This window comes from Polaromonas aquatica, from assembly GCF_050626995.1.
Lineage (GTDB): Bacteria > Pseudomonadota > Gammaproteobacteria > Burkholderiales > Burkholderiaceae_C > Polaromonas > Polaromonas aquatica_A.
Map to the genome: position 1 here is coordinate 3,397,273 of NZ_CP192467.1, position 23,733 is coordinate 3,421,005.

General features: G+C 61.8%; 25 protein-coding genes. 8 read left to right on the forward strand and 17 right to left on the reverse strand.

Features of this window, described 5'->3' with window-relative positions:
* The first annotated feature begins 36 nt into the window (after positions 1–36).
* The gene (locus ACQ4MS_RS16360) at positions 37–579 is read left to right on the forward strand and encodes a class I SAM-dependent methyltransferase (protein WP_431095690.1); all 543 of its coding nucleotides are present in this window, start codon (positions 37–39) and stop codon (positions 577–579) included.
* Positions 580–641: 62 nt separating this feature from the next.
* Here the strand turns inward: ACQ4MS_RS16360 and ACQ4MS_RS16365 are convergent, their stop codons facing one another.
* The 5 genes from ACQ4MS_RS16365 to ACQ4MS_RS16385 form a co-directional block, all read right to left on the reverse strand.
* Positions 642–1,523: an RluA family pseudouridine synthase gene (locus tag ACQ4MS_RS16365; protein ID WP_431099604.1), complete on the reverse strand. Its 882-nt coding sequence runs from the start codon at positions 1,521–1,523 to the stop codon at positions 642–644.
* A 51-nt stretch (positions 1,524–1,574) separates the two neighbouring features.
* The gene (trmB, locus tag ACQ4MS_RS16370) at positions 1,575–2,315 is read right to left on the reverse strand and encodes a tRNA (guanosine(46)-N7)-methyltransferase TrmB (RefSeq protein ID WP_431095691.1); all 741 of its coding nucleotides are present in this window, start codon (positions 2,313–2,315) and stop codon (positions 1,575–1,577) included.
* The gene (gene gluQRS, locus ACQ4MS_RS16375) at positions 2,312–3,292 is read right to left on the reverse strand and encodes a tRNA glutamyl-Q(34) synthetase GluQRS (RefSeq protein ID WP_431095692.1); all 981 of its coding nucleotides are present in this window, start codon (positions 3,290–3,292) and stop codon (positions 2,312–2,314) included. The genes trmB and gluQRS overlap by 4 nt, the downstream gene beginning before the upstream one ends.
* A gap of 112 nt (positions 3,293–3,404) precedes the next feature.
* Positions 3,405–4,478, reverse strand: coding sequence for an NAD(P)/FAD-dependent oxidoreductase (locus tag ACQ4MS_RS16380; RefSeq protein WP_431095693.1), 1,074 nt, complete (start codon positions 4,476–4,478; stop codon positions 3,405–3,407).
* Between the two features lie 183 nt (positions 4,479–4,661).
* Complete coding sequence (locus ACQ4MS_RS16385; RefSeq protein WP_431095694.1) at positions 4,662–5,609, reverse strand: LysR family transcriptional regulator; 948 nt, start codon at positions 5,607–5,609, stop codon at positions 4,662–4,664.
* Between the two features lie 125 nt (positions 5,610–5,734).
* Here ACQ4MS_RS16385 and ACQ4MS_RS16390 point away from each other — a divergent pair, with 125 nt between their 5' ends.
* From ACQ4MS_RS16390 to ACQ4MS_RS16415, 6 genes are all read left to right on the forward strand, one after another.
* Positions 5,735–6,436: a pirin family protein gene (locus ACQ4MS_RS16390; RefSeq protein ID WP_431095695.1), complete on the forward strand. Its 702-nt coding sequence runs from the start codon at positions 5,735–5,737 to the stop codon at positions 6,434–6,436.
* Positions 6,437–6,561: 125 nt separating this feature from the next.
* Complete coding sequence (locus tag ACQ4MS_RS16395; protein ID WP_431095696.1) at positions 6,562–6,957, forward strand: DoxX family protein; 396 nt, start codon at positions 6,562–6,564, stop codon at positions 6,955–6,957.
* Positions 6,958–7,050: 93 nt separating this feature from the next.
* On the forward strand, positions 7,051–7,605 hold the full coding sequence (locus ACQ4MS_RS16400) for a flavodoxin family protein (protein ID WP_431095697.1): 555 nt from the start codon (positions 7,051–7,053) through the stop codon (positions 7,603–7,605).
* Positions 7,606–7,630: 25 nt separating this feature from the next.
* A complete protein-coding gene (locus ACQ4MS_RS16405) occupies positions 7,631–8,038 on the forward strand; it encodes an OsmC family protein (protein WP_431095698.1) in 408 nt (135 codons plus the stop codon).
* Positions 8,035–8,919 (forward strand): pirin family protein, encoded by an 885-nt coding sequence (locus ACQ4MS_RS16410; RefSeq protein WP_431095699.1) that lies wholly within the window; start codon positions 8,035–8,037, stop codon positions 8,917–8,919. Before ACQ4MS_RS16405 ends, ACQ4MS_RS16410 begins: the two co-directional genes overlap by 4 nt.
* A gap of 55 nt (positions 8,920–8,974) precedes the next feature.
* Entirely contained in the window at positions 8,975–9,670 is a 696-nt protein-coding gene (locus ACQ4MS_RS16415; RefSeq protein WP_431095700.1) for a DUF599 domain-containing protein, read from the forward strand.
* A 16-nt stretch (positions 9,671–9,686) separates the two neighbouring features.
* Here the strand turns inward: ACQ4MS_RS16415 and egtB are convergent, their stop codons facing one another.
* Positions 9,687–11,030 (reverse strand): ergothioneine biosynthesis protein EgtB, encoded by a 1,344-nt coding sequence (gene egtB, locus ACQ4MS_RS16420; protein WP_431095701.1) that lies wholly within the window; start codon positions 11,028–11,030, stop codon positions 9,687–9,689.
* Between the two features lie 126 nt (positions 11,031–11,156).
* Positions 11,157–11,966: a sulfurtransferase gene (locus tag ACQ4MS_RS16425; RefSeq protein WP_431099605.1), complete on the reverse strand. Its 810-nt coding sequence runs from the start codon at positions 11,964–11,966 to the stop codon at positions 11,157–11,159.
* Between the two features lie 83 nt (positions 11,967–12,049).
* On the opposite strand from ACQ4MS_RS16425, the gene dnaE reads away from it, so the two are divergent.
* Positions 12,050–15,532 carry a DNA polymerase III subunit alpha gene (gene dnaE / locus ACQ4MS_RS16430; protein ID WP_431095702.1) on the forward strand — a complete coding sequence of 1,161 codons (3,483 nt, stop codon included), beginning with the start codon at positions 12,050–12,052 and terminating at the stop codon, positions 15,530–15,532.
* A 54-nt stretch (positions 15,533–15,586) separates the two neighbouring features.
* On the opposite strand, the gene tolA is transcribed toward dnaE, so the two are convergent.
* The 10 genes from tolA to ribD all read right to left on the reverse strand — a co-directional run bounded on the left by tolA (position 15,587) and on the right by ribD (position 23,713).
* Positions 15,587–16,471 carry a cell envelope integrity protein TolA gene (gene tolA / locus ACQ4MS_RS16435; RefSeq protein WP_431095703.1) on the reverse strand — a complete coding sequence of 295 codons (885 nt, stop codon included), beginning with the start codon at positions 16,469–16,471 and terminating at the stop codon, positions 15,587–15,589.
* Positions 16,472–16,488: 17 nt separating this feature from the next.
* A complete protein-coding gene (locus tag ACQ4MS_RS16440; protein ID WP_431095704.1) occupies positions 16,489–16,929 on the reverse strand; it encodes a biopolymer transporter ExbD in 441 nt (146 codons plus the stop codon).
* A gap of 107 nt (positions 16,930–17,036) precedes the next feature.
* Positions 17,037–17,729, reverse strand: coding sequence for a protein TolQ (gene tolQ, locus ACQ4MS_RS16445; RefSeq protein WP_431095705.1), 693 nt, complete (start codon positions 17,727–17,729; stop codon positions 17,037–17,039).
* 13 nt (positions 17,730–17,742) lie between these two features.
* Positions 17,743–18,165, reverse strand: coding sequence for a tol-pal system-associated acyl-CoA thioesterase (gene ybgC, locus ACQ4MS_RS16450; RefSeq protein WP_431095706.1), 423 nt, complete (start codon positions 18,163–18,165; stop codon positions 17,743–17,745).
* A gap of 124 nt (positions 18,166–18,289) precedes the next feature.
* The gene (locus ACQ4MS_RS16455; RefSeq protein ID WP_431095707.1) at positions 18,290–19,486 is read right to left on the reverse strand and encodes a pyridoxal phosphate-dependent aminotransferase; all 1,197 of its coding nucleotides are present in this window, start codon (positions 19,484–19,486) and stop codon (positions 18,290–18,292) included.
* A gap of 25 nt (positions 19,487–19,511) precedes the next feature.
* The gene (gene nusB / locus ACQ4MS_RS16460; RefSeq protein WP_431095708.1) at positions 19,512–20,027 is read right to left on the reverse strand and encodes a transcription antitermination factor NusB; all 516 of its coding nucleotides are present in this window, start codon (positions 20,025–20,027) and stop codon (positions 19,512–19,514) included.
* A gap of 37 nt (positions 20,028–20,064) precedes the next feature.
* Complete coding sequence (gene ribH, locus ACQ4MS_RS16465; RefSeq protein ID WP_431095709.1) at positions 20,065–20,529, reverse strand: 6,7-dimethyl-8-ribityllumazine synthase; 465 nt, start codon at positions 20,527–20,529, stop codon at positions 20,065–20,067.
* Positions 20,530–20,589: 60 nt separating this feature from the next.
* A complete protein-coding gene (gene ribBA / locus ACQ4MS_RS16470; protein ID WP_431095710.1) occupies positions 20,590–21,696 on the reverse strand; it encodes a bifunctional 3,4-dihydroxy-2-butanone-4-phosphate synthase/GTP cyclohydrolase II in 1,107 nt (368 codons plus the stop codon).
* 2 nt (positions 21,697–21,698) lie between these two features.
* Positions 21,699–22,358 carry a riboflavin synthase gene (locus ACQ4MS_RS16475; protein WP_431095711.1) on the reverse strand — a complete coding sequence of 220 codons (660 nt, stop codon included), beginning with the start codon at positions 22,356–22,358 and terminating at the stop codon, positions 21,699–21,701.
* Between the two features lie 242 nt (positions 22,359–22,600).
* A complete protein-coding gene (ribD, locus tag ACQ4MS_RS16480) occupies positions 22,601–23,713 on the reverse strand; it encodes a bifunctional diaminohydroxyphosphoribosylaminopyrimidine deaminase/5-amino-6-(5-phosphoribosylamino)uracil reductase RibD (protein WP_431095712.1) in 1,113 nt (370 codons plus the stop codon).
* Positions 23,714–23,733: the final 20 nt, after the last annotated feature.

Sequence of the window (23,733 nt, forward strand, 5' to 3'; positions counted from 1 at the left end):
ATGCTCCACGACCCATGGCTTAGCCGATGGCTTCCGATGCTCCAGGAGTCCGCCGGCTCATTGCCGGTACTTGAGATCGGCTGTGGAACCGGCGCAGACACGTCCACCTTGATCCATGCCGGCCTTTCTGTTCTTGCCTTCGATCTTTCCGCCGCTTCTGTCGCCGCTGCGAGGCTCCGGGCACCTCAAGCATGCATCTCATGCCAGGACATCAGGGATCCGTTTCCCCTCCGTCCTGGCGAAGCGGGTGCCGTTGTGGCAAGCCTCACCCTGCATTACTTTCCATGGCATGAAACCCTGGGACTGGTGAGCCGGATCAGGCAGACGCTCCAGCCGGGTGGGCTGCTCTTGTGCCGGCTGAACTCGGTCGAGGATAAGAACTTTGGAGCCACTGGGCATCCTGCCATTGAGCCCAACTACTACCTTGTTGACGGCCAGGCCAAGAGGTTTTTCGATGAGGGAAGCGTCAACGAACTGTTCGCAGCCGGATGGCAGGTCTTGTCCAGGGAACACCAGACGACCAACAAGTACGTTCGCAAGAAAGCGCTGTGGGAAGTCGTGGTCCAACGCGGCGCCTGACCCCATCATTCCAGCAGGCCGCCTTCGGCTTGGCGTCATGGGTGACATACACCAGGTCAGCGCTACAGGTCTCGCAGCGCCAGCCGGCTTTCAAAGTGCCGCTGCTTGCCTGTTACCGGGTCCGTAAAGGCAATGGATTTAGCCAGCAGCTGCAGCGGGTAGCGGTAGTCGTCGTCAGGCGTCACGTCTACCGGCGGGTACATGCGGTCATTCAGCAGTGGCAGACCGAGCGCGTTCATGTGCACGCGCAGCTGGTGTTTCTTGCCTGTCACGGGACTGAGTCCATACAGCGCGTGGTTGCCGTGCACCTTGATCACATCGATCTGCGTGTAGCTGTTAGGCTCACCCGCAATTTCACGTTGCCGGAAAAAAGGCTCGTCTTCGGCGATGCGGCTTTTGCGGATAAGGGGAAAGCCGATGTCGCCGCGCCATGGGGCTACGGCTTCGTAATGCTTGGTCACTTCATGCCGGCGGAACAGCGACTGGTAGGCATCACGTTCAGCCGGGTTGACTGAAAACAGCACCAGGCCCGCGGTTTCGCGGTCGATGCGGTGGATGGGCACGAGGCCGTCGATGCCGAGCCTGTTCTTCAGGCGGACCAGCAGCGTCTCCTGCAGGTAGTGGCCCGAGGGTGTGACGGGCAGGAAATGCGGCTTGTCGGCCACCACCAGGTGTTCGTCCTGGAACAGCACGGTTTCTTCAAAGGGGATGCGGGGTTCTTCGTCCAGTGCGCGGTAGTAGTACACGCGGATGTGGCCGCGGTAGGGGCGTTCGGCGGTAACGGTTTCGCCGAATTCATCGACCACCAGGCCGTCTCGCATCCGTTGCAGCCATACTTCGCGCGATATCGCCGGGAAGCGTTCCACCAGAAAGTCAGTGATGCTGGGCCAGCTGCCGGCCGGAAGCCCGACGCAGCTGGGGCTGATGCCGGCCCGCGTCGGCATGCCGTGCAGTCCAAGTTTGGGTGTTTTGCTCACACCCGCGCGGCCGCAAGATCAGGCACGCACAAACACGACGTCCCACACGCCATGCCCTAGCTTGATGCCGCGATTTTCAAATTTGGTCAGTGGCCGGTACGCCGGCTTGGGGGCATAGCCGCCGGCGCTGTTGTCTGCCGTATTTTTCAGCAACGGTTCTGCGCCCAGGACTTCCAGGATCTGCTCGGCATAAGGTTGCCAGTCAGTGGCGCAATGCAGGTAGCCGCCGGGTTTGAGGCGCGCCGCGAGCTTGGTGATCAGCGGCGGCTGGATCAGCCGGCGCTTGTTGTGCTTCTTCTTGTGCCAGGGGTCGGGGAAAAAGATGTGCGCGCCATCGAGGCTGGCTCGCGGGAGCATGTCGTCAATCACTTCGACCGCATCGTGCTGCAGGATTCGGATGTTGGACAGGTTTTGTTCGTCAATGCGCTTGAGCAGGGCACCTACGCCGGGCGTATGCACTTCGCAGCAGAGGAAGTTCTTCTCGGGCATCAGCGCGGCAATGTGCGCAGTGGCCTCGCCCATGCCAAACCCTATTTCGAGGATGGTGGGGGCGCTGCGCCCAAAGGTTTTTTCGAAATCAAGCGGCGCATCGGCATACGGCAACAAAAACTTCGGGCCCACATCGGCAAAGGCCTTGGCCTGGCCTGCGGTGGTGCGGCCGGTGCGGCGCACGAAGCTGCGGATGTTGTGGGGCGGGTGGGTGTCGGCGGGCGCGCCTTCAGGCGAGGCAGGCGGTACGGGGGGAAGGGTTTCAATCACCCGGCAATTTTAGTCGCCCAGAGCGGTATGGCCTGCTGAAGCCATTCTGCGGGCGTCCGCGCGTTGGCCATGCGCTCGACTTCCAGCCCCAGTGTTTGGCCTGCCTGGGCCAACAGCGTCAGCGGTTGGGAGGTGTCCAGCGGCTGGGCACCGTTCTGCTTGGACAACTTTTCGCCATTGGCGCCCAGCACCAGCGGCGTGTGCAGGTAGCGCGGCAGTGGCAAGCCGAGTGCGCGCTGCAGCAGGATTTGCCGCGCGGTGTTGTCGGCAAGGTCTTCGCCCCGCACGATGTCGGTGATGCCCTGGGCTGCGTCGTCGACCACCACGGCCAGCTGGTAGGCCCAGAGGCCGTCCGCGCGTTTAAGGACAAAGTCGCCTACCTCGCGGCCGACGTCTTGCATCTGTGCGCCCAGGCGGCGGTCGTTCCAGCGGACTTCGGCCTGTGTGGCAGTCGGCGGTGTGGCGCCAGTTGCTATTAAATTAATAGCTACTTGCGCCCGTTTTGCTTGGGCAATACCGCTATTTTTCCCATAATTCTGCGTCAAAAACCGCCACGCACGCGCAGCGCGGCCCTGCAGCCCGTTGCGGCAGGTGCCGGGGTACACCAGCTCGCCATGGCGTTCGCGTGGCTGCCCGGAAGCTGCCAGCGCCTGCGCAATGTCCTGCCGCGTGCAGGCACAGGGGTAGGCGAGGCCCTGGGCAATCAGCGAGTCGAGCGCGTTCTGGTACGGGGCGCCGCGTTGTGATTGGTAAACCGGCGTTTCATCGGGTACCAGGCCGCAACAGGCGAGCTGTTCAAGAATGACCCGGTCTGCGCCCGGCACACAGCGCGGAGTATCGACGTCCTCAATGCGTACCAGCCACCGGCCGTGGTGAGCCCGGGCATCCAGCCAGCTGGCCAGGGCCGCTACCAGCGAGCCCGCGTGGAGCGGACCTGTGGGAGAGGGCGCAAATCTACCTTTGTAGCCAGAGGCCATAAACAGAGGGAACTATGAGAAGGCTAACCTGACGGCCGCCGCGCCGGGCCGCCCCAAGCAAGGCCAGCCCCCTCGGGGGGCAGCGCTGTACGCGAAGCGACAAGCGTGGGGGCTAACAAACTTCGAGGGCCATTTCAAGGCCCGATACAAAACCGTCTTCGACGCGGTGACCCAGGCACCAGTCGCCGCAGGCGCCGATGCGGGATTTGGCGTCCCAGGCGTGTGTTTTGCCCAGGGGCTGCTGCGTCTGGGCGTAGCGCCAGCGGTGCACTGCCGCATGCGGCGGCTGGGCGCGGATGCCGGTCACTTCAGTGAAAGCCTTCAGGAGCTTGGCCTTGACGCGCTCGACATCGTCTTCGAGGTGGCGTTCCGACCATTCCGGGCTGGCCTGCACGGTCCAGCGTTCGATCGGGCTGCGCCCGGGTTTGGAAGACTCCCGCGCCAGCCAGGCAATGCGGTGGTGCGTGCTGCGCGCGGCATTCCAGTGGGGACCCAGGTGCGCCATGGTGGGTTGCATTGCTTGCGGAAAAGCCAGCATCAGCGTCCAGCAAGGCGCAACGCTGACTTCCGACAGCTCGGCCACCAGGGGTTTGGCCTGCTGTGAACTGAGCAGCAGGGCCTGCGCCTGCGAAGACGGTACCGCCAGGATGACGGTGTCAAAACCTGAATGCACGCGGTTGTCTGCGCCAGGCCCTTCGGTTTGCAGCTGCCACTGCCCGGCGTGCAGTTTGTCGGGTTCGATCCGCATGACTTCTGTTTCAAGCGCGAGTTGGCCCGTAGCAGCCAATGGCTGGGCCCACAGCCGGACCAGTGCGTTCATGCCCGGCGTGGCAACCCAGTGGGCCTCCTTGGGCGGCAGCGCAGAAGCCACGACACGGCCGAGCTCATCGAGGATGCGCACGGTGTTGGCGCTCCAGGGCCGGACCAGCCCCGGGGCGGTGGCCAGGGCCTTCTCAAAGCGCGCGTCGCGCACGGTGAAATATTGCGTGCCGTGGTCAAAGCCGCCGAATTCGCTTTCGCGCGTGGCCATCCGGCCGCCCGCGCCCCGGCTTTTTTCAAACACCGTGACGCGGTGGCCGGCTTGCACCAGGGTGCGGGCGCAGGCAATGCCCGCAATACCGGCGCCTATGACAGCAATGCGGCGCGGAGCCGCGGATTCAGGGGGGCGGATGGATTTTTTTGTCATGTCTTTGTACTTTATTTGTGCGGTTTGACGAATGGGCGTGCTGCGGGTCATTCAAACGGTTTGCGGCGTCCCGGTGTAGGTCATCACATCTCAACCATAAACGAAAACTTCAGGAAGCTGTTCTACGCACACTCTACACGCAGCCGCGGTGCATGCGCAGTTATTGCGCGCCACTACGGGTTTTCATGCAGACTGGTCGCGCTCCAGCAGGGCTTTTCGCGTGGCGGGATTCTCCAGTTGCTTGAGCCACCACTGCAGCGCCCGCCCGCCATGGCCGTCAACGGATCGCAACCACGCGTAACTCATGGGCACCAGGCGTGGTGCACGCTGCATTTTTTTCTCGACCAGCCTGCCGGTGGCAACATGCGGGCGTGCAAGGTATTCAGGCAAAAAGCCGCCGCCCAAGCCACGCAGCTGGGCATGCAGTTTTTCCTGCATGCCCGGCACCGTAAAGATGTCCTGCCCGCCGAGCAGGCCCACGGTGATGCCGCTGCCGCGCTGCACCGAATCCGCCACGGCCACCGCACGGTGGGGCATCAGCATGGCGTCCGTCACCGGTTCGGCCGCCTTTGCCAGCGGGTGGTGCGGCGCCACGGCGTAGATGAAATGAATGTTGCCCAGTGTCTTGTGCTGCACCGATGTATTGGTGGACGGTTCCATAGCCACCCCAATCGCCAGGTCGGCCTGGCCGGACGTGAGTGCTTCCAGCGTGCCCGACAGCGCTTCTTCGCGGATCCGAAGGCGGGTGGGCGGGTTCAGGGCAAAAAATGCTTCGCACAGCTCCATCACGGTGGTGCGTGAGATCACACTGTCCACCGCCAGCGTGAGCTGCGGCTCCCAACCAGTGGCAACGCGCTTGACGCGGTTGGCCACCGCGTCGAGTTCAGCCAGCAGGCGGTTGCCTTCACGCAGCAGTTCCTTGCCGGCCTCGGTCAGTTTGGCCTGCCGTGATGAACGGTCAAACAACAGCACATCGAGCGCGTCCTCCACCTGGCGGACGCGGTAGGTGAGGGCGCTGGGAACCAGGCCCAGCTCGCGCGCGGCAGCCGCCATGCTGCCGGCCCGGTGCACGGCACCAATTAGGCTGATGCTCTCGGGCGTCAGCGCGTCGCGTATGCGGTTATTGGTCATTGGAGTGAATAACGTTCAAATAATTTGAATGATGCCATCAAAGTACAGCAATGGAAAGCAGGGCTCCCACGCCTACATTGGAGTCATTGCAAACGCAGTTCAACGCACCTTGAAAGGAGCACCTCATGATGACTTTAAGAACCTCCAGCGAACGCGGTTACGCCGACCACGGCTGGCTCAAGTCTTTTCATTCCTTTTCGTTCGCCGGCTACTACGACCCGGCGCACATGGGCTTTGGCAACCTGCGTGTGATCAATGAAGACCGCATTGCCGCCGGCCGGGGTTTTGGCACCCACGGCCACAAGGACATGGAAATCATCAGCTATGTGCTGAGCGGTGAGCTGGCGCACAAGGACAGCATCGGCAACATCAAGGGCATCCCGCCCGGTGATGTACAGCGCATGAGTGCTGGCACCGGCGTACAGCACAGCGAGTTCAACCACGCAGATGGGCAGACCACGCATTTCCTGCAAATCTGGATCGAGCCCAATGTCACCGGCATTCCCCCCAGCTACGAGCAAAAAACATTTGCCGATGCGGAAAAGCGTGGCACCTTGCGCCTGGTGGCTTCGCCTGACGGCAGCCAGGGCTCGGTGCTGATCCATGCCGATGCAAGGCTGTATGCGGGCCTGTTTGACGGCGCGGAAACCTTCACGTTGCCGCTCGATGCGAAGCGCAAAACCTACGTGTTCCTGATCCGTGGACAGCTTGAAGTCAACGGCCGGGAGCTGAAGGCCGGCGACGCCGCCGCACTTCAGTCGGAAGCCGCCTTGCAACTGACCGGAGGCCAGGGCGCCGAAGTACTGGTGTTTGACCTGGCGCCTTAAGGCCCGGAGCAAACACCGCCAACCTACACCCCGTGCAACGCCATGCGCATGAGCACATGGCGCTTGCCCAGAGTGTTTTTTTCATCCATCATTTCCCCCGTTAACTTTATTTATAAGGACTCACCATGCTCAATTCCCTGCAAAACCCGCTGTCGCTGATTGGCCGTCTGCTGCTGGCCCTGCTGTTTGTACCTGCCGGCTTTTCCAAGATTGCCGGCTTTGCAGGCACCGTAGGCTACATCTCGTCCAAGGGTGTGCCGCTGCCTGAAGTCGCAGCCGCCATTGCCATCGTGGTGGAGCTCGGCCTGGGCATCCTTTTGGCTGTGGGCTTCCAGACGCGCTGGGCGGCGCTGGCCATCGGCGTCTTCACGGTTGTCATCACCTGCATCTTCCATGCGTTCTGGGTTGACCCCACGCAACAAATGGCGTTCTTCAAGAACATGGCCATCGTTGGCGGCCTGTTCAGCATCGCGGCTTTTGGTGGTGGCGCCTGGAGCGTGGACGCCAAGACCAAGGGCTGATTCGTCAACAGGGCTGCAGCAGGGGTTCATGCCCAAAGCTGCAGCCCTTTTGTTTGCCTGCTCCAGATATCAACTCTGCCGCGAAAGACACGAATGTCCAAAGTTGTCGTGATTTACCACTCCGGTTACGGCCATACCCAGCGCATGGCGCAATCAATCGCCGAAGGGGCGGGCGCCGAACTGGTGGCCATTGATGCCGACGGCAACCTGCCCGAAGGCGGCTGGGAAACGCTTGATGCCGCCACGGCCATCATCATGGGCTCTCCCACCTACATGGGCAGCGTCAGCTGGCAGTTCAAGAAGTTTGCCGATGCTTCGTCCAAACCCTGGTACACCCAGGCCTGGAAGGACAAGCTGTTTGCCGGCTTCACCAACAGCGCAGCCATGAGCGGCGACAAAATGTCGACGCTGAATTACCTCTTTACTTTGGCCATGCAGCATGGCGGCATCTGGATCAGCCAGGGCGTCATGCCCAGCAACAGCAAGGCCGCGGAGCGCAGCGACGCCAACTATCTCGGCTCTTACAGTGGCGCTGTCGCACAATCGCCATCGGATGCAGGCGCCGGCGAAATGAACGCAGGCGACCTGGACAACGCCCGCAATTTTGGGCAGCGCGTGGCCGGTATAGCGGCGAGATTCGCTCCCTGATCCTTTTTTCTTTTCAGGAATTGTTATGACCATTGAACTCAGGCGCAACCTTCCCGCGGAGCTGGCCCAGCATCTGCAGATACGCAGCCACGAACTGGTTACCGACGCCACCCTGGCAGAAGGCGGCGACGACGCAGGCCCCTCACCCCATGACCTGTATGACGCGGCGCTCGGCGCCTGCAAGGCCGTGACGGTGATGTGGTACGCCCGCAAGAAGGGCATCCCTGTCGACGAGATAAAAACGCAGGTTGAGCGGGACGACTCCCAGGAGCGCGCCGGCGTTTACAAGCTTGCCACCAAACTCCAGATCAAGGGTGCCTTGACAGACGCCCAATTACAGGAACTGCACACCGTTGCCCAGAAATGCCCCGTGCACAAACTCATGAGCACGGTCACGACGGAAATCACGACTGATGTGGAGCGGCTGGCGTGAGCGTTGCACTGAAACTGACCGGGCATCACAAGGACCTGGGCGGCGGCTTCATGGTGCGGCGCCTGCTGCCTTCCGCGCAGCAGCAATCGGTTGGCCCTTTCATTTTCTTTGATCACTTTGGCCCGGTGACTGAACAGCCCGGCGCCGACCACGATGTGCGGCCGCATCCGCACATTGGCCTGGCTACCGTGACCTATCTGTTCGAAGGCGCCATGATGCACCGTGACAGCATCGGTTCTGCCCAGCGCATAGAGCCCGGGGCCATCAACTGGATGACGGCAGGACGGGGCATTGTGCATTCGGAGCGCGCGCCCGACGACCTGCGTGACACCGCCTATGTGAACCATGGCCTGCAGCTATGGGCTGCCTTGCCCGCAGAGTTTGAAGAAACTGCGCCGGTGTTTTCACACACACCTGCGGATAGCATTCCCGAAGTATCTGTGGACGGTGCGGTGGTGCGTGTGCTGGTCGGAGACGCATTCGGAAAGGTCTCTCCCGTCAAGACTTTTTCCAGAACCCTTTATCTGGATATAGCGCTCGCAGCGGATACGCCTTTCATACTGCCGCCGCTAGCGGAGCAGATGGCGCTGTATGCGGTGGACGGTGACTTGCTGCTGGACGGGGAACCCCTGGCGATGCACACGCTCGCGACCCTCTCGCCCGGCACCGCAGTGCAGCTCAGTGCAAGCACCGCGACGCGTCTGGTGGTGATCGGTGGCGACGCGCTGGATGCCCACCGCTTCATGTGGTGGAACTTTGTCTCCAGCCGCAAGGAGCGCATCGTGCAGGCCGGCGAGGACTGGGCCGCCCAGGCCATGGGGCAGGTGCCCGGAGAGACTGAATTCATTCCGTTGCCCGAGCGGAAGTTCACCGCGGGCTGAAGACCAGTAGCCCGGCAAAGCCTTTTGAGAAAAGCGCTGCGTTTAAGATCACGCGATGCAAATTTTCACCCTGCTTCCCTGGTCGGACTGGTTAGCCATCGTCTGGTTCTTTGGTGGCTGGATGGGCTATGCGTGGTTTGCCCGGCACTATGGTGTAAAACGGCCTTCGCTGTTACGTACTACCAACCGCTACCGGCACCATTGGCTGATGCAGGCGACATCACGCGACCCGCGCGTGATCGACGGCATCATCACGCAGAATCTCTCGAGCACTCCGGCCTTTTTTTCCTCGACCACGATCATCATTATTGGTGGCTTGTTCGCGCTGCTGGGCACCACCGACAAGGCGGCCGAATTGGTGCGCGAAATCCCGTTTGCCGTGCGCACCTCAGTGCTGATATTCGACCTCAAGGTGCTTTTGATGGTGGCGGTGTTTGTTTACGCGTTTTTCCGCTTCAGCTGGTCCATGCGCCAGTACACCTTTGTCGCCCTGCTCATCGGCTCCCTGCCGTCACCGCAGGAATTTGAAGTGGGCAAGTTCGACCGTGAAGCGTTCGCCACTCGTGCCAGCCGCATGGTGAGCCTGGCGGCTGAAACCTTTAACGACGGATTGCGCGGCTACTACTTCAGTTTTGCCATCATGGCCTGGTTTTTTTCCACCTTTGCGTTTGCGCTGGCCACTGCCGTGGTGGTGCTGATCCTGTACAACCGTGAATTCAACTCGGACGTGCTGGACGTGCTGCGTGAGTAATCGCAAATAGTTCTTCTCAGGGCCGGCCGCCCGGCAGGTCACGCGCCAGCCGCAGGCCGCTGAATTGCCAGCGCGCATCGGGCGGGAAAAAGTTACGGTAGCTCGCACGCATATGGCTTTGCGGGGTGGCGCAGGAGCCGCCGCGCAGTACAAACTGGTTGCACATGAACTTGCCGTTGTACTCGCCCACCAACCCTTCCCAGGGCTTGTAGCCGGGGTAGGGGTTGTAGTTGGACTGTGTCCATTCCCAGACATCACCGTACATTTGCGCTGACGCCCCATGGCTCTCCTCCTGCTGCGGCAGGGGGTGGTAGGCGGCTTTCTCCACAAAGTTGCCTTGCAGCGCGGCGCTGGCGGCCACACCGCGTGCTGCCAGCTCCCATTCAAATTCAGTCGGCAGGCGTGCGCCGGACCAGCGTGCAAAAGCGTCGGCCTCAAAGTAACTGAGATGGCAAGCCGGCGTGTTCGGATCCACATCGATCAGTCCCTGCAACGTGAAGTGCTGGTAAGCCCCTTCGCGGCCTTGCCAGTAAAAGGGCAGGCTGATGTGGTTTTCCATCACCCAGTCCCAGCCCATGGACAACCACAGTTCCGGGCGCTGATAGCCCTTGTCGGCGATAAAAGCCATAAGTTCGCCGTTGGTGGTGGGCCGGCTGGCCAGTTCGAAGGCTGCCACATACACCTTGTGCCGGGGTGTCTCGTTGTCGAAGGCAAACTCACCGTCGCGCCCGGCGTCAAACCCATGCGCGACCAGGCCGCCGTCATGGCGTATCCAGTTCACAGGTTGGGGATGGATGCCCGCCAGGGGCCAATGAGTGGCATAGGCGGGGTGCGACGGATTGAAGGACAGCGCGTGTTTGATGTCCGTCAGCAGCAGCTCCTGGTGCTGTTGCTCATGGTGCAGGCCAAGGGTGACCAGCTCGGCCAACTCGCTTTGCTGCGCGGTGTCGGCACCGGCTGCCACCTGTGCGATCACCTCCAGCATGCGCTGGTTGACCTGAGCGCGGTAGGCGAGCACCTCCTCCAGGGAAGGGCGGCTGATCAGTCCGCGCTTGGGCCGTGGGTACTTGTCGCCCACGCCGTTGTAGTAGCTGTTGAATAGCACCCTGAAGCTAGCGTCAAACGGCTTGAAGCCGGGTTCAAAGCGTTCCAGGATAAAAGTTTCAAAGAACCAGGTCAGGTGAGCCAGATGCCATTTAGCGGGGCTGGCGTCCGGCATGGACTGGAGCTGGCAGTCTTCGGGGCTCAGGGGTTTGATCAGGGCTTCGGTTTGCTGGCGCACCGCGCTGAACCGTGTGGCCAACGCGGATGGCCGGGCCTGGGGGGAGGGGATACGCGAATGGGATGACTCTAGGGGCATGATGGCTACCGTGTGTTGGAGGCGCGGGACGCCTCATTGGCATGCACAAAAAGTAAGGCAGGGGTGTCGATGCGATGTGATGGTGATGGCGGTGAGCAGGTGAAAGCTTCGCACGGCACATATCCCTCAGCTGTCAGACAAGACCCCGAGTGCTGTGGGGACGGCTGGGAGAGTGGGCCTCGACAGCGGCTTGGCCACAGGATTGACCTGAGGCTTCAGTTCAGGGTCCAGCGCCCGCCGTTCGTCAAACACAAAACATTCACCGTCAAAATGCGCCCGCCCGCTTTCCTCAAAATACTTGAGGATGCCGCCCTCGAGCTGCCAGACGTTTTCAATGCCGGCTTCGCGCATCAGGATGGCGGCTTTTTCGCAGCGGATGCCGCCGGTGCAGAAACTCACCACAGTCTTGCCGGCCAGCTCCTCTTTGTGCGCCTGCAGGGCCTCTGGGAATTCGGTGAACTTGCTGATGCGCCAGTCGATGGCGTTTTTGAAGGTGCCGACATCGGCCTCAAAGTCATTGCGGGTGTCCAGCGTCACCACCGGGCGGCCGGTGTCGTCGTGCCCCGCATCCAGCCAGCGCTTGAGCGTGGCTGCGTCCACCGCCGGAGCGCGCCCGGCGGCCGGCTGGATGGCGGGGTGGTTCATGCGGATGATTTCCGGTTTCACCTTGACCAGCAGCTTGCGAAACGGCTGGGCGCCGGACCAGCTTTCCTTGGCTTGCAGGTCCGCGAATCTGTCGTCCTGTTTTAGCCATGCCAAAAAATCATGAATATCGCCGGCGGGGCCAGCCAGGAAGAGGTTGATGCCTTCTTCGGCCAGCAGCACCGTGCCCTTGATCGCGCGCTGTTCCAGCGCTTGCCCGATGCTGGTCTGCAGCACTTCGGGCTGGGCCAGCGTGACGAACTTATAGGCTGCAATGTTCAGAATTTGCATGATGCGGTGAATTGTAGGCAGGCCTGAAAGGCATTGCCTGGCAAAGTGCCGGCCAAGCGGTCAGCCCCGGCCCTAAAATGATCCGCATGTTTGTTCATTTGCGCCTTCACACCGAATTTTCAGTCGTCGACGGCACCAACCGCATCGATGAAGTCGTGGCCGCGGCGGCGGCGGACCACCAGCCTGCACTGGCCATCACAGACCTGTCCAACCTGTTCGGCACGGTCAAGTTCTACAAGGAAACCCGCGGCGCTGGCGTCAAACCCCTGATTGGGGCTGATGTATGGGTGCAGGCGCCAGGCAAGGACGCCGGGGCGCCCGCTGCACGCCTGCTGCTGCTGGTGCAAAACCGCCAGGGCTACCTGAACCTGTCCGAGATCCTGACGCGCGCCTGGACCAGAAACGTGGTGCGCGACCAGGCCGTCGTCAAGCTCGAATGGCTGCAGGAGCTGAATGAAGGCCTGATTGCCCTGTCGGGGGCGCAGGGCGGGGCTGTGGGCCAGGCGCTGCTGCAAGGCGACAGCGCCCGCGCCGTGGAGTGCGCACTGTACTTTGCAGGGCTCTTCCCCCACCGTTTTTACCTGGAACTGCAGCGCGCCCAGCGCCCCGACGACGAACGCCATGTGGCGGCGGCCGTCCAGCTGGCGGCAAGGCTCAAGCTACCGGTGGTGGCGACGCACCCGGTTCAGTTCCTGACCTACGACGATTACGAGGCGCATGAGGCCCGGGTGTGTATTTCGGAAGGCGAAATCCTGGGCAACACACGCCGCGTGCGCAAGTTCACGCGAGAGCAGTACTTCAAGTCGGCCGCCCAAATGGCCACGCTTTTTGCCGATGTACCCACCGCGCTGGCCAACACCGTGGAAATTGCCCGGCGCTGCAACCTCACGCTGGAGCTGGGCAAACCCATGCTGCCCGACTACCCGACGCCGGAAGTCAACGGCGTGCGCATGCCGATCGATGAATACTTTCGCCATGCGTCTTTCGAAGGACTGGAAGAACGCCTGGCACACCTGTACCGCGACGTGGCGGTGCGCGACCAGAAGCGGCCGGAGTATGTGAAGCGGCTGGAGTTTGAGATCAACACCATCCTGAAGATGGGGTTCCCAGGCTACTTCCTGATCGTGGGTGACTTCATCAACTGGGCCAAGAACAATGGTTGCCCGGTCGGCCCTGGCCGGGGCTCGGGGGCTGGTTCGCTGGTCGCGTACTCACTCAAGATCACCGACCTGGACCCGCTGCAATACAACCTGCTGTTCGAACGATTCCTGAATCCGGAGCGGGTGTCCATGCCCGACTTCGACATCGACTTCTGCCAGAGCAACCGCGACCGCGTGATCGACTACGTCAAGGACAAGTACGGCAAGGAGGCCGTGAGCCAGATCGTGACCTTCGGCACCATGGCCGCGCGCGCCGCCATTCGCGACGTGGGACGGGTGCTCGACTTCCCCTATGGCTTTTGCGACGGCATCTCCAAGTTGATCCCGAACAAGCCAGGCCAGCACATCACGATTGAACAGGCGAAGGAGCAGGAGCCCGTCCTGGCCGAACGCGAGCGCAAGGAAGAGGATGTGCGCACCTTGCTGGAACTGGCGCAAAAACTCGAAGGCCTGACCCGCAACGTCGGCATGCACGCCGGTGGCGTGCTGATCGCGCCCAGCAGGCTGACAGACTTCTGCCCGCTGTATGCGCAGCCCGGCAGCGACTCCGCCGTGAGCCAGTTCGACAAGGACGACGTGGAAGCCATCGGCCTGGTGAAGTTCGACTTTTTGGGCCTTGCGACGCTGACCATCCTGGAAATCGCCCGGGAGTTCATCATTGCGCGCCACCCGGCGCAAAAAGACTTCAGATTCGAGGACCTGCCGCTCAACGACCGCAAGGTCTATGAGCTTTTCGGCCGCGGGCAGACCGAAGCCGTGTTCCAGTTTGAAAGTATCGGTATGCAGCGCATGCTGAAAGACGCCAAGCCGGACCGGCTGGAAGACCTGATCGCCATGAATGCGCTCTACCGGCCAGGGCCGATGGAGCTGATCCCGACCTACATCGCGCGCAAGCAGGGCAAGGAAGTGCCCGAATACCCGGACCCGCGCGTCAAGGCCATCCTTGAAGAGACCTACGGCATCATGGTCTACCAGGAGCAGGTGATGCAGACCGCGCAGATCCTGGGGGGCTACTCGCTGGGCGGCGCCGACTTGCTGCGCCGCGCCATGGGCAAGAAGAAAAAAGAGGAGATGGACGCCCAGCGCGAGATCTTCCGCAAGGGCGCGGGCGAGGGCGGCCTGAGCGAAGAGAAAGCCGACGAGGTCTTCGACCTGATGGAAAAGTTCGCGGGCTACGGCTTCAACAAGTCGCACTCCGCCGCCTACGCGCTGCTGGCCTATCACACGGCCTGGCTCAAGGTGCACTACACCGCCGAATTCTTTGCCGCCAACATGACGGTGGAAATGGACGACACCGACAAGCTCAAGATCCTGTTCGGCGACGCGCAGAAGATGGGCATCCAGTTCGAGTCGCCCGACGTCAACCGCGGCGAATACCGGTTCGAGCCCATCAGCGCGACCTCGGTGCGCTACGGCCTGGGCGCGATCAAGGGAACGGGCCAGCAGGCGATTGCTGCCATCGTCGCGGCGCGCAAGGAAGGCGGCCCTTTCACCTCGCTGTACGACTTCTGCGTGCGCGTGGACCGCAGCCGCCTCAACAAGCGCACGGTGGAGGCCTTGATCAAGGGTGGCGCGTTTGATAACCTGCAGCTCAACCGTGCGTCGCTGTTGGCGTCGGTGGACCGTGCCTTTGAATTCGCCGCCGCGACCGAAGCCAACGCCAACCAGGGCGGGCTGTTCGACATGTCCGATTCGCACGCTGCCAGCACCCAGGAGCCACCGCTGGTCGAGGCCATGCCCTTTGGCGTGAAGGCACGCCTGGTGCAGGAGAAAACCGCGATCGGGTTTTATCTGTCAGGCCACCTGTTTGATGAGGTGGAGACCGAAGTCCGCCAGTTCGCCAAACGCAAGATAGAAGACCTGATCGACTCGCGTGAACCGCAGCTGCTGGCTGCCATCCTGAGCGACCTGCGCATCATCAACGGCAACCGCGGCAAGTTGATCATCTTCAAACTTGATGACAAGACCGACGTGCTCGAGGCCTCGGTGGACGAAGCGACATTCAATGCCAACCGCAACCTGCTCAAGGACGACGAACTGGTGATCGTGCAGGGCACGCTGCAGGGTGCGTCGGAGCGCTTCGGCCGCCGCTTCAAGGTCACGCAGGTATGGGACCTGGAAACTGCCCGCTGCAAATTTGGCAAGTACCTGCGCGTGGCGGTCAACGGTACGGCACCGGATATTTCCAGGCTGGTCAGGGATTTCCCGCCACGCCGCGAGATGTCAGACCAGGGAGAGCTGAGCCGCGGCTTGCCGGTACGTTTGAGCCTCAGGCGCCAGGGCGAGGCTGGCGGTGTGGCAGCGGAACTTCATCTGGGTGAGGCGGCCAAATTCTTTCCGACCGATGCAGCGCTGGCCAGCTGGATGGCGCAAGCCGACAAGGGGCTGGTACAGATTGTTTACGAGTGAAACAGGCCTTCAGCCCAGTAAAAGCGGGGGAAGTATGCTATAAAAATGTAGCACCTAGTCCTTGGGCCCGAATTCAACGGGAAAGTCTGTAATCACCTTGCCGTTTTCATCTGGAGGAATGCGTTCTGTATTCTTTACTGCTCGGAGAACAGCGTCGTCCCAAGCTTGCACCCCGCTAGATTTTGTCAGCTTCGAACTTAGGATGAGACCCGTGGAAGAGACTTGCACCTGGACAATGGCTTTAGGATTGCCCTCGATGCTTCCAGAATTTGGAAAGTAGACGTGGCGCTTGAACAAGGCCGCCAGTCGCGCTTTGTAATTTGCTGATGGACCGCCGGCCTTTTGTGCCGTGCCGGTGGCGTCGGCGCTGCCGGTGGCGCCCGCCTGGCCCATCATCCGTTTGAGGTTGTCTTCGCGTTGCTTCTTCGCTGCGGCGTCGGCCAGCTTCTGCTTCTCGTCGTCTTTCGCATCCTGCTTCTTCGCCTCGGCCTTTTTGGCCTCTTCGGCAGCCTTGCGTTTGGCCTGCTCTTCTTTGGCCTTCTGTTCTTTTTCTTTTTTCGCGAGCTGTTCGGCTTTGAGCTTTTCCTGCTTCTGGTTTTCAGCCTCTTTTTGCTGCTGCAGCAGTTTGCGCTTTTTCTCCTGCTCCAGGGCGATGTCGACATTGGGCGCCGGCGGCGGCGTCTTTACTTCCGGTGTGGGAGGAGCAGGCGGTGGAGGAGGCGCGGTAGGGGCTTCCACCAGTTTGGGAGCGGCTGCCTGCGGTACGCTGGACCATATTTCGGCCTCGAACGACACGGCCTTGTCGCTGTGCTTCCAGTTGATGCCCCAGGTGAGCGCGGCCATCAGCAGGATGTGGGCGAGCAGGGCCAGTCCGAATGCGCGCAGCGACCCGCTGTCGCGAGGTGGTCCGAATTCGAGGCGGTCTGCGGCACTGGGCATGGCGAGGGTGCGGGAGGCTACTTGTTGCCGGTTTGCACCGAGAGACCCACGCGTGACACACCGGCTTTTTGCAGGTTGTCCATGACCTGGACCACGGTTTCGTACTTGATCGATTTGTCGGCGCTGATGACCACGGGCACCGCTTCGGCGCCGGCGGCTTTCACGGCCGGTTCCAGCCGGGCGATATCGCCTGCGACGTTGCGCACATTGCTGGGCACGCTGTCGGTCTTGATCTTGATCTGCACGGTTTCATCCTTGCTGATCAGGATCTGCACCGGGTTTTGCGGCTGGCTGGGCGCCTTGCCGACCTTGGGCAGCGCGATCATGCTGGGCGTGATCAGCGGCGCCGTCACCATGAAGATGATGAGCAGCACCAGCATGACGTCGATAAACGGCACCATGTTGATTTCACTGATGGTGCGCCGGCCACGGCCGCGGCGGGAGTTGACTGCTGGCATGGCGGTCTCCTAGACGGACGGCCGCAGCGAAGGGCCGCCCCGAGCAAGGCCAGCCCCCTGGGGGGGCAGCGTATTACACGAAGTGAAAAGCGTGGGGGCCGACATTTTTAGTGGCCCGAAGGTGATTGGGCGCCCAGGTTGCGCTGCAGGATGTTGGAGAACTCTTCGATGAAGGTTTCGAGCCGGTTGGCAATGCGGTCGATGTCGTGCGAGAAGCGGTTGTAGGCCACGACAGCCGGGATAGCCGCAAACAAGCCGATGGCGGTAGCTACCAGCGCCTCGGCAATGCCCGGCGCCACTGTGGCCAGCGTGACCTGCTCCAGGGCCGCCAGGCCGGTGAAGGCGTGCATGATGCCCCAGACCGTGCCGAAGAGGCCGACGTACGGCGAGACGGAACCCACCGTGGCGAGAAAGGCAAGATTGGCCTCAATGGCATCAAGTTCGCGCTGGTAGCTCGCGCGCATGGCGCGGCGGGCGCCGTCCAGCAAGGTGCCCGCGTCAACAATACGGCGCTCGCGCAGCTTTTGGTATTCACGCATGCCGCTGGCGAAGATCCGCTCCATCGGGCCGGAATGCTTGGCATTCTGTGCGGCGCCGGCAAACAGGTCGTTGAGGCTCGTACCCGACCAGAATTCGCGGTCGAATTCGTCATTGAGCTTCTGCACTTTTTTCAGGGCAATGATTTTCCGGAAAATGGCGGCCCAGCTGGCAATGGACACACCGACCAGCAGCGCAACCACAGCCTGAACGACCCAGCTGGCATTGAGGATGAGGCTGACAATGGAAAGGTCTTGATTCATGTTGAAGCTTTGCTCAAGTTTTTAGGCTGTCAAGAATGGCAGCAGGAATCCGCCTGGGCTGCAGGCTGGCGGCGTCGACCCAGCCGATCCTGATACTTCCTTCACAGAGCAGGATGGGTGCTTGTCCTTCTTGCTCTGTTTTTAATAGCACCTGCTGGCCAATTATCATGGACGCGCGGCCTGCTTCAATCAGGCTTGCCGTAACAATGAGTTCATCGTCCAGGCGGGCAGAGCGATGGTAGCGGATGGTGGTTTCAGCCACCACAAATATGCCACCGGTAGTTTCCCGCAGGCGCTGCTGTTCAACACCGAGGGATCTGAGCCATTCGGTGCGCGAACGTTCAAAAAATTTCAGGTAATTCGCGTAAAAAACAATGCCGCCGGCGTCGGTATCTTCCCAATAAACCCGTACGGGCCAGCTGAATGTGGCCCCCACGCTTTTCACTTCGTGTAATGCGCTGCCCCCCGAGAGGGCCGCTGCGCCTGCGGTCTGGCGAAGCCAGTCCCGCGGCCCCTGCTTGAAAGGAATGCCGCCTACGTTTGACTTGATCGACCTCTGACTAGGCAAGGGCAGCCTCCAGGCGAGCCACAGCTTCCTTCAATTGGTCCATGGAATTGGCGGTGGAAAACCGTACGAACTGTTCAGGCGCGGCGTACCCGAAATCCCGGCCCGGCGTGACGGCCAGGTGGGCGCGCTTCATGAGTTCGAAGGCGAAGTCCCAACTGCCGCTGACGCCCAGCCGGGTGGCCGCGGCCGTGCAGTCGGCGTAGGCGTAAAACGCGCCGTCCGGCATCACCGGAACCGTGAGGCCCAGGCGGTTGAGTTCAGGAATGAAGTAGTCGCGGCGCGCCTTGAATTCGGCGCGGCGGCGTTCGTACTCTTGCAGGCTCTCCGGCTCGAAGCAGGCGAGGGCGGCATGCTGGGCGACCGTGCTGGCGCAGATGAACAGGTTCTGCGCGATGCGCTCGATCACCGGCGCCAGCGCCTCGGGCACCACCAGCCAGCCCAGGCGCCAGCCCGTCATGTTGAAGTATTTGCTGAAGCTGTTGATGCTGATGACGCTCTGGCCCAGCTCGCCGGGCATGGCGAGCGCCGAATGGCCGAAATGCTCTTCATAGCTCAAGCCCAGATAGATCTCGTCGATCAACGTAATGCCGCCGCGGCTATGCACAAATTCGTGGATGCGCTGCAGCTCTTCCGGCGCAATCGAGGTGCCTGTGGGATTGGACGGGGAAGCCAGCAGGACGCCACGTGTTTTGGGGTTCCATGCCGCTTCCACCTTCTCGCGGGTCAGCTGAAAGCGCTCTTCGGCGGTGGTAGGGACCAGCACCGCATTGCCTTCTGCGGCGCTGACGAAATGCCGGTTGCACGGATAGCTGGGGTCCGGCATCAGGATTTCGTCACCCGCCTCAATCAAGGCCAGGCAGGCGAGCTGCAAGGCAGCGGAGGCGCCCGCAGTGATGATGATGCGGCCAGGGGCCACCTGTGCCCCGAAGCGGGAGGCGTACCACTGGCTGATGCGTTCACGCAAGGCCGGCAAGCCGGTGGCCTGGGTGTACTGCGTGGTGCCGTGTTCAATGGCGCGGGCAGCGGCTTGCTGCACCAGGGGCGGTGCCGTGAAGTCGGGCTCGCCGATGTTCAGGAAGATCATCGGCGACGCGCTGTGCGCAAATTCCTGCGCCATTGCGGAGGCCGCTTTGGCAACCTCCATGACGTAGAAGGGCTCAATCCGCTGAGCCCGCTGGGCGATTTTCAAGGCTGGCCTTTCGCGGGGCAAGCCCCTATCGGGATTTGTCGGCGGCAACTTCGGCGGCGCGCAGCGAGGGCGCCATTTTGTTCAGCACGCCGTTGACGTACTTGTGGCCATCGGTGCCGCCGAAGGCTTTGGCAAGCTCGATGCACTCGTTGATCACGACGCGCCAGGGCACGTCCAGGCAGTGGGTGAACTCATAGGCACCTATCCACAACACGGCATGTTCGACCGGGGAGATTTCGGCCATGGGCCGGTCCAGCAGCGGCGTGATGTGCGCGTCGAGCGTGGTGGCGCTCTCGATGCAGCCATGCAACAGCGCGTCGTAGTGGGCGGAGTCGGCTTTGTGAAAACCCACCAGGTCGCGGGTGAAGGCGTCGATGGAGTCGGCCTCGTTTCGGCCCACCAGGTGCTGGTAGAGCGCCTGCAGCGCGAACTCGCGTGCACGTGTGCGGGCGGATTTATCTGCCGCTTTTTTGACACCGGTGTCGGTCAGGCCGGTACGGGTTTGAGGCGGGCGTTTGGGTTTGGTGATGGGGTCTGCCATGAGGTGCCAGTCGGGTTAGGGATGCAGGAGCGGGCGCTCAGGCAATTTCATTGATCAGGTTGGCCATTTCGACGGCAACGCGGGCAGCGTCGCGCCCTTTGTCGACCTGCCGGGCTTCGGCCTGCGCGACGTTTTCCGTGGTCAGGATGGCATTGGCAATGGGCAACTGGTAGTCAAGCGCCAGGCGTGTGACGGCTGAGCCGCTTTCATTGGCCACCAGTTCGAAATGGTAAGTTTCCCCGCGGATGATGCAACCCAGTGCAATCAATGCGTCGTACTTGTCGCTTTCCGCCAGGGCCTGAAGCGCAACGGGGACTTCAAGTGCGCCGGGCACCTTGATGTGTGTGATGTTGTCGTCCTGCACTCCCAGCGCGGACAGCTCGTGCTTGCAGGCTTCCGCGAGTGCATTGGTGATGCCTTCATTGAAGCGAGCCTGAACAATGCCGATGGAAAGTTTTTTGCCGTCAAGCTTGTCGCCTGAACCTTTTTCTGCTCCAAACACGATGAATCCCTTTGATTGATTTGTTGGTTTATTGATGGATGAAATAGCGGAAAGACAGCCTCAGTTTTTGGCCGTGTAGCCTACGATCTCAAGGCCGTAACCCGTCATGCTGGGCATGCGGCGCGGGTTGCCCATGAGGTTCATCCGGTGCACGCCGCATTCACGCAGGATTTGTGCACCCACGCCATAGGTACGCAAGTCCATACGGCCGCGCTCGGGCGCCTGGCTGGCACGCGCGGTGCCTTCAAACTGTGCCAGCAACTGCGCCGCGCTTTCGCCGCAGTTGAGCAGTACGGCAACGCCCTTGCCTTGCTCTGCGATGTGTTTGAGGCTTTGGTCAAGGCTCCACGAGTGCATGGAGCGGCCTGTTTCAAGGACGTCCAGCACTGACAAAGGCTCATGTACCCGTGCCGGCACAACATCGTCGGCTGACCAGGCGCCCTTGACCAGGGCCAGGTGCAGGCTTTGGCTGGGCTTGTCGCGAAAGGCGTGGGCGGTGAATTCGCCAAAGGCGGTCTGCAGCGCGCGGCTGCCGATTTTTTCCACCAATGAATCATTGCGGCTGCGGTGTTCGATCAGGTCGGCGATGGTGCCGATCTTCAGGTTGTGCTCCGCCGCGAACAGCAGCAGATCCGGCAGCCGGGCCATGGTGCCGTCGTCCTTCATGATTTCGCAGATCACGGCAGCCGGCGAGCAGCCGGCCATGCCGGCCAGGTCGCAGCCAGCTTCGGTGTGGCCGGCGCGCATCAGCACGCCGCCGTCAACAGCCTGCAGGGGAAAGATGTGGCCGGGCTGCACCAGATCGGTGACCTTGGCGTCCTTGGCGACTGCGGCCTGCACGGTACGGGCACGGTCGGCGGCTGAAATGCCGGTGGTCACGCCTTCGGCGGCTTCGATGGAAACCGTGAAAGCGGTGGAGTGCTTGGTGCCGTTGCGCGTGGCCATGGGCGGCAGCTGCAGGAGCTCGCAGCGCTCGCGGGTCAGGGTCAGGCAGATCAGTCCCCGCCCGAAACGCGCCATGAAATTAATGGCTTCTGGCGTGACGTGGTCTGCTGCCAATACCAGGTCACCTTCGTTTTCACGGTCTTCTTCATCGATCAGGATGACCATGCGGCCGGCACGCATGTCGGCAACGATGTCTTCAACGGGAGAAATGGCAGTGGTCATGTTCAGGGCTTTTTGGAGGTGTTGTTATGGGTGTCGCCCAGCATGCGCTCAACGTAGCGCGCGATCAGGTCGATTTCGAGGTTGACGTGGGAGCCTGCGGCCAGCCGGCCCAGTGCGGTGTTCTGCACGGTGTGGGGAATGAGGTTGATGCTGATTTCGGTGCCACCCGCACCACCCGTTGCATCGGCCAGGTCTGTGACCCGGTTGACGGTAAGGCTCACGCCGTTGACGGTGATGGAACCCTTGTACGCCAGGTACTTGCCCAGCTCGCGCGGCGCGCGGATGCGCAGTTCCCAGCTTTCACCCACCTGGGCGAAGTGCGTCACGCTGCCGATGCCGTCCACATGGCCCGAGACGATGTGGCCGCCGAGGCGATCATGCGCTCGCAGGGCCTTTTCGAGGTTGATGGGGCCGGTTTCTGCCAGGCCGGTGGTTTTGGCCAGGGATTCTGCGGAAATGTCGATGGTGAAGCGATTGAGGGGAAGGTCCAGCGTCGTGGCCGTCATACAGGCGCCGTTGAGTGCGATGCTGTCGCCCAGGCCCACGTCATCAAGATAACCCGCAGGCGCCTCGATGGTGAGGCGCTTGCCATGGTCTGAAGAGCTGCCCAGGCTTTGGATGGCGACGATCCGCCCCAAGCCGGTAATGATTCCGGTAAACATGGCACCATTTTCGCAGGGATTCCGGGTGCGGCGCCGCCGACCGGCGCCAAAGGCCTCGGAAAAGGGGGCGTCCAGCCTGTGATTCACAGGGCTGGCAGTGGCGCGCGCGGGCCAAATCAGGCAGTTTTATACAAGAAAGAGAGCTGTAGCCCAAGATTGATGGGCGCGAGTAGCTACTGTTTTGATAGCGATGCTGTGGCGTCTCGCATGCCGTCACCAGGCAGGCCGGCGTCCATCTTGGGCTAAAAAGCGTCGCGGCCCACCACACGGGCGACGATACGCAGGTCGGGTCCGACTTTCTCGGTAGACAGAAACTGCAGTTCGAGCGCACTTGAGAGCGTTTGCAAAGTTTCCAGGGCGGCCATGCCTTGGCCCGGCCCCAGCAGTTTGGGCGCCAGGTAAACCAGAAATTCATCCACCAGCCCGCCGCGGATCAGGGATGCGTTGAGTTTGCTGCCGGCCTCGATGTGCAGTTCATTGATCTCGCGCATCGCCAGGTCTTTCATCATGGCCGCCAGATCGACTTTCCCCCGGGCGTCGGGAAGGCAGATTACCGTCGCACCTTTGGCGGCCAGCGCGGCTTCCTGGGGTGAGCCCTGCGTGGCGGTGTAGATCCAGACCGGCCCACCCGACTGGAATATCTTCGCGCCAGGCGGCGTCTGCAGAAGGCTGTCGACAATCACGCGGAAGGGTTGCACCGGTGTTTCCACCAGCCGGACGTCCAGTTGCGGATCGTCCTCCAGCAGGGTGCCGATGCCTGTCAGCACGGCGGAGGCCCGGGCCCGCCACGCGTGGCCATCGGTCCGCGCCTCAGGCGAAGTGATCCACTGACTCTGGCCGTTGGCCAATGCCGTGGTGCCGTCCAGCGAGGCCGCGACTTTCAATCGAACCCAAGGGGTTTTGCGGATCATCCGGCTGAAAAATCCAATGTTCAGCTCACGCGACTCTGCCGCGCCGGGGCCAACTTCGACTTCCACGCCCGCTGCCCGCAGGCGCTCAAAACCCTGGCCGGACACCAGCGGATTGGGGTCGGCGATCGATGCAACCACCTTTTTGATGCCTGCCGCGATCAGCGCATCGCAGCAGGGGCCTGTTCGCCCCTGATGGGAGCAGGGCTCAAGCGTGACGTAGGCGGTTGCGCCCTTGAGTGAATGGCCTTTGTTCGCGGCATCGCGCATGGCCATGATTTCGGCGTGCGGGCCGCCTGCCTGCTGGGTGTGGCCTTGACCTAACACGTTGGATGCCTTGTCAGTGATGATGCATCCGACCGCAGGATTTGGTGAGCACAGGCCCGAAGCCTGTGTTGCCAGTGTGTGGAGTGCTGCTGATAAGTTGTTCTGGATTTCGTCGGTCATTTGGATCGATAAGCTTTCCC

Coding starts and splice junctions, on each gene's coding strand:
- ribD (WP_431095712.1), bottom strand. CDS start 23,713: ATGACCGACGAAATCCAGAACAACTTATCAGCAGCACTCCACACACTG.
- dnaE (WP_431095702.1), top strand. CDS start 12,050: ATGTTTGTTCATTTGCGCCTTCACACCGAATTTTCAGTCGTCGACGGC.
- ACQ4MS_RS16390 (WP_431095695.1), top strand. CDS start 5,735: ATGATGACTTTAAGAACCTCCAGCGAACGCGGTTACGCCGACCACGGC.
- ACQ4MS_RS16400 (WP_431095697.1), top strand. CDS start 7,051: ATGTCCAAAGTTGTCGTGATTTACCACTCCGGTTACGGCCATACCCAG.
- tolA (WP_431095703.1), bottom strand. CDS start 16,471: ATGCCCAGTGCCGCAGACCGCCTCGAATTCGGACCACCTCGCGACAGC.
- tolQ (WP_431095705.1), bottom strand. CDS start 17,729: ATGAATCAAGACCTTTCCATTGTCAGCCTCATCCTCAATGCCAGCTGG.
- ACQ4MS_RS16360 (WP_431095690.1), top strand. CDS start 37: ATGCTCCAGGAGTCCGCCGGCTCATTGCCGGTACTTGAGATCGGCTGT.
- gluQRS (WP_431095692.1), bottom strand. CDS start 3,292: ATGGCCTCTGGCTACAAAGGTAGATTTGCGCCCTCTCCCACAGGTCCG.
- ACQ4MS_RS16440 (WP_431095704.1), bottom strand. CDS start 16,929: ATGCCAGCAGTCAACTCCCGCCGCGGCCGTGGCCGGCGCACCATCAGT.
- ACQ4MS_RS16415 (WP_431095700.1), top strand. CDS start 8,975: ATGCAAATTTTCACCCTGCTTCCCTGGTCGGACTGGTTAGCCATCGTC.
- ACQ4MS_RS16405 (WP_431095698.1), top strand. CDS start 7,631: ATGACCATTGAACTCAGGCGCAACCTTCCCGCGGAGCTGGCCCAGCAT.
- ACQ4MS_RS16365 (WP_431099604.1), bottom strand. CDS start 1,523: ATGCCGACGCGGGCCGGCATCAGCCCCAGCTGCGTCGGGCTTCCGGCC.
- ACQ4MS_RS16385 (WP_431095694.1), bottom strand. CDS start 5,609: ATGACCAATAACCGCATACGCGACGCGCTGACGCCCGAGAGCATCAGC.
- egtB (WP_431095701.1), bottom strand. CDS start 11,030: ATGCCCCTAGAGTCATCCCATTCGCGTATCCCCTCCCCCCAGGCCCGG.
- ACQ4MS_RS16475 (WP_431095711.1), bottom strand. CDS start 22,358: ATGTTTACCGGAATCATTACCGGCTTGGGGCGGATCGTCGCCATCCAA.
- ribBA (WP_431095710.1), bottom strand. CDS start 21,696: ATGACCACTGCCATTTCTCCCGTTGAAGACATCGTTGCCGACATGCGT.
- nusB (WP_431095708.1), bottom strand. CDS start 20,027: ATGGCAGACCCCATCACCAAACCCAAACGCCCGCCTCAAACCCGTACC.
- ACQ4MS_RS16380 (WP_431095693.1), bottom strand. CDS start 4,478: ATGACAAAAAAATCCATCCGCCCCCCTGAATCCGCGGCTCCGCGCCGC.
- ACQ4MS_RS16395 (WP_431095696.1), top strand. CDS start 6,562: ATGCTCAATTCCCTGCAAAACCCGCTGTCGCTGATTGGCCGTCTGCTG.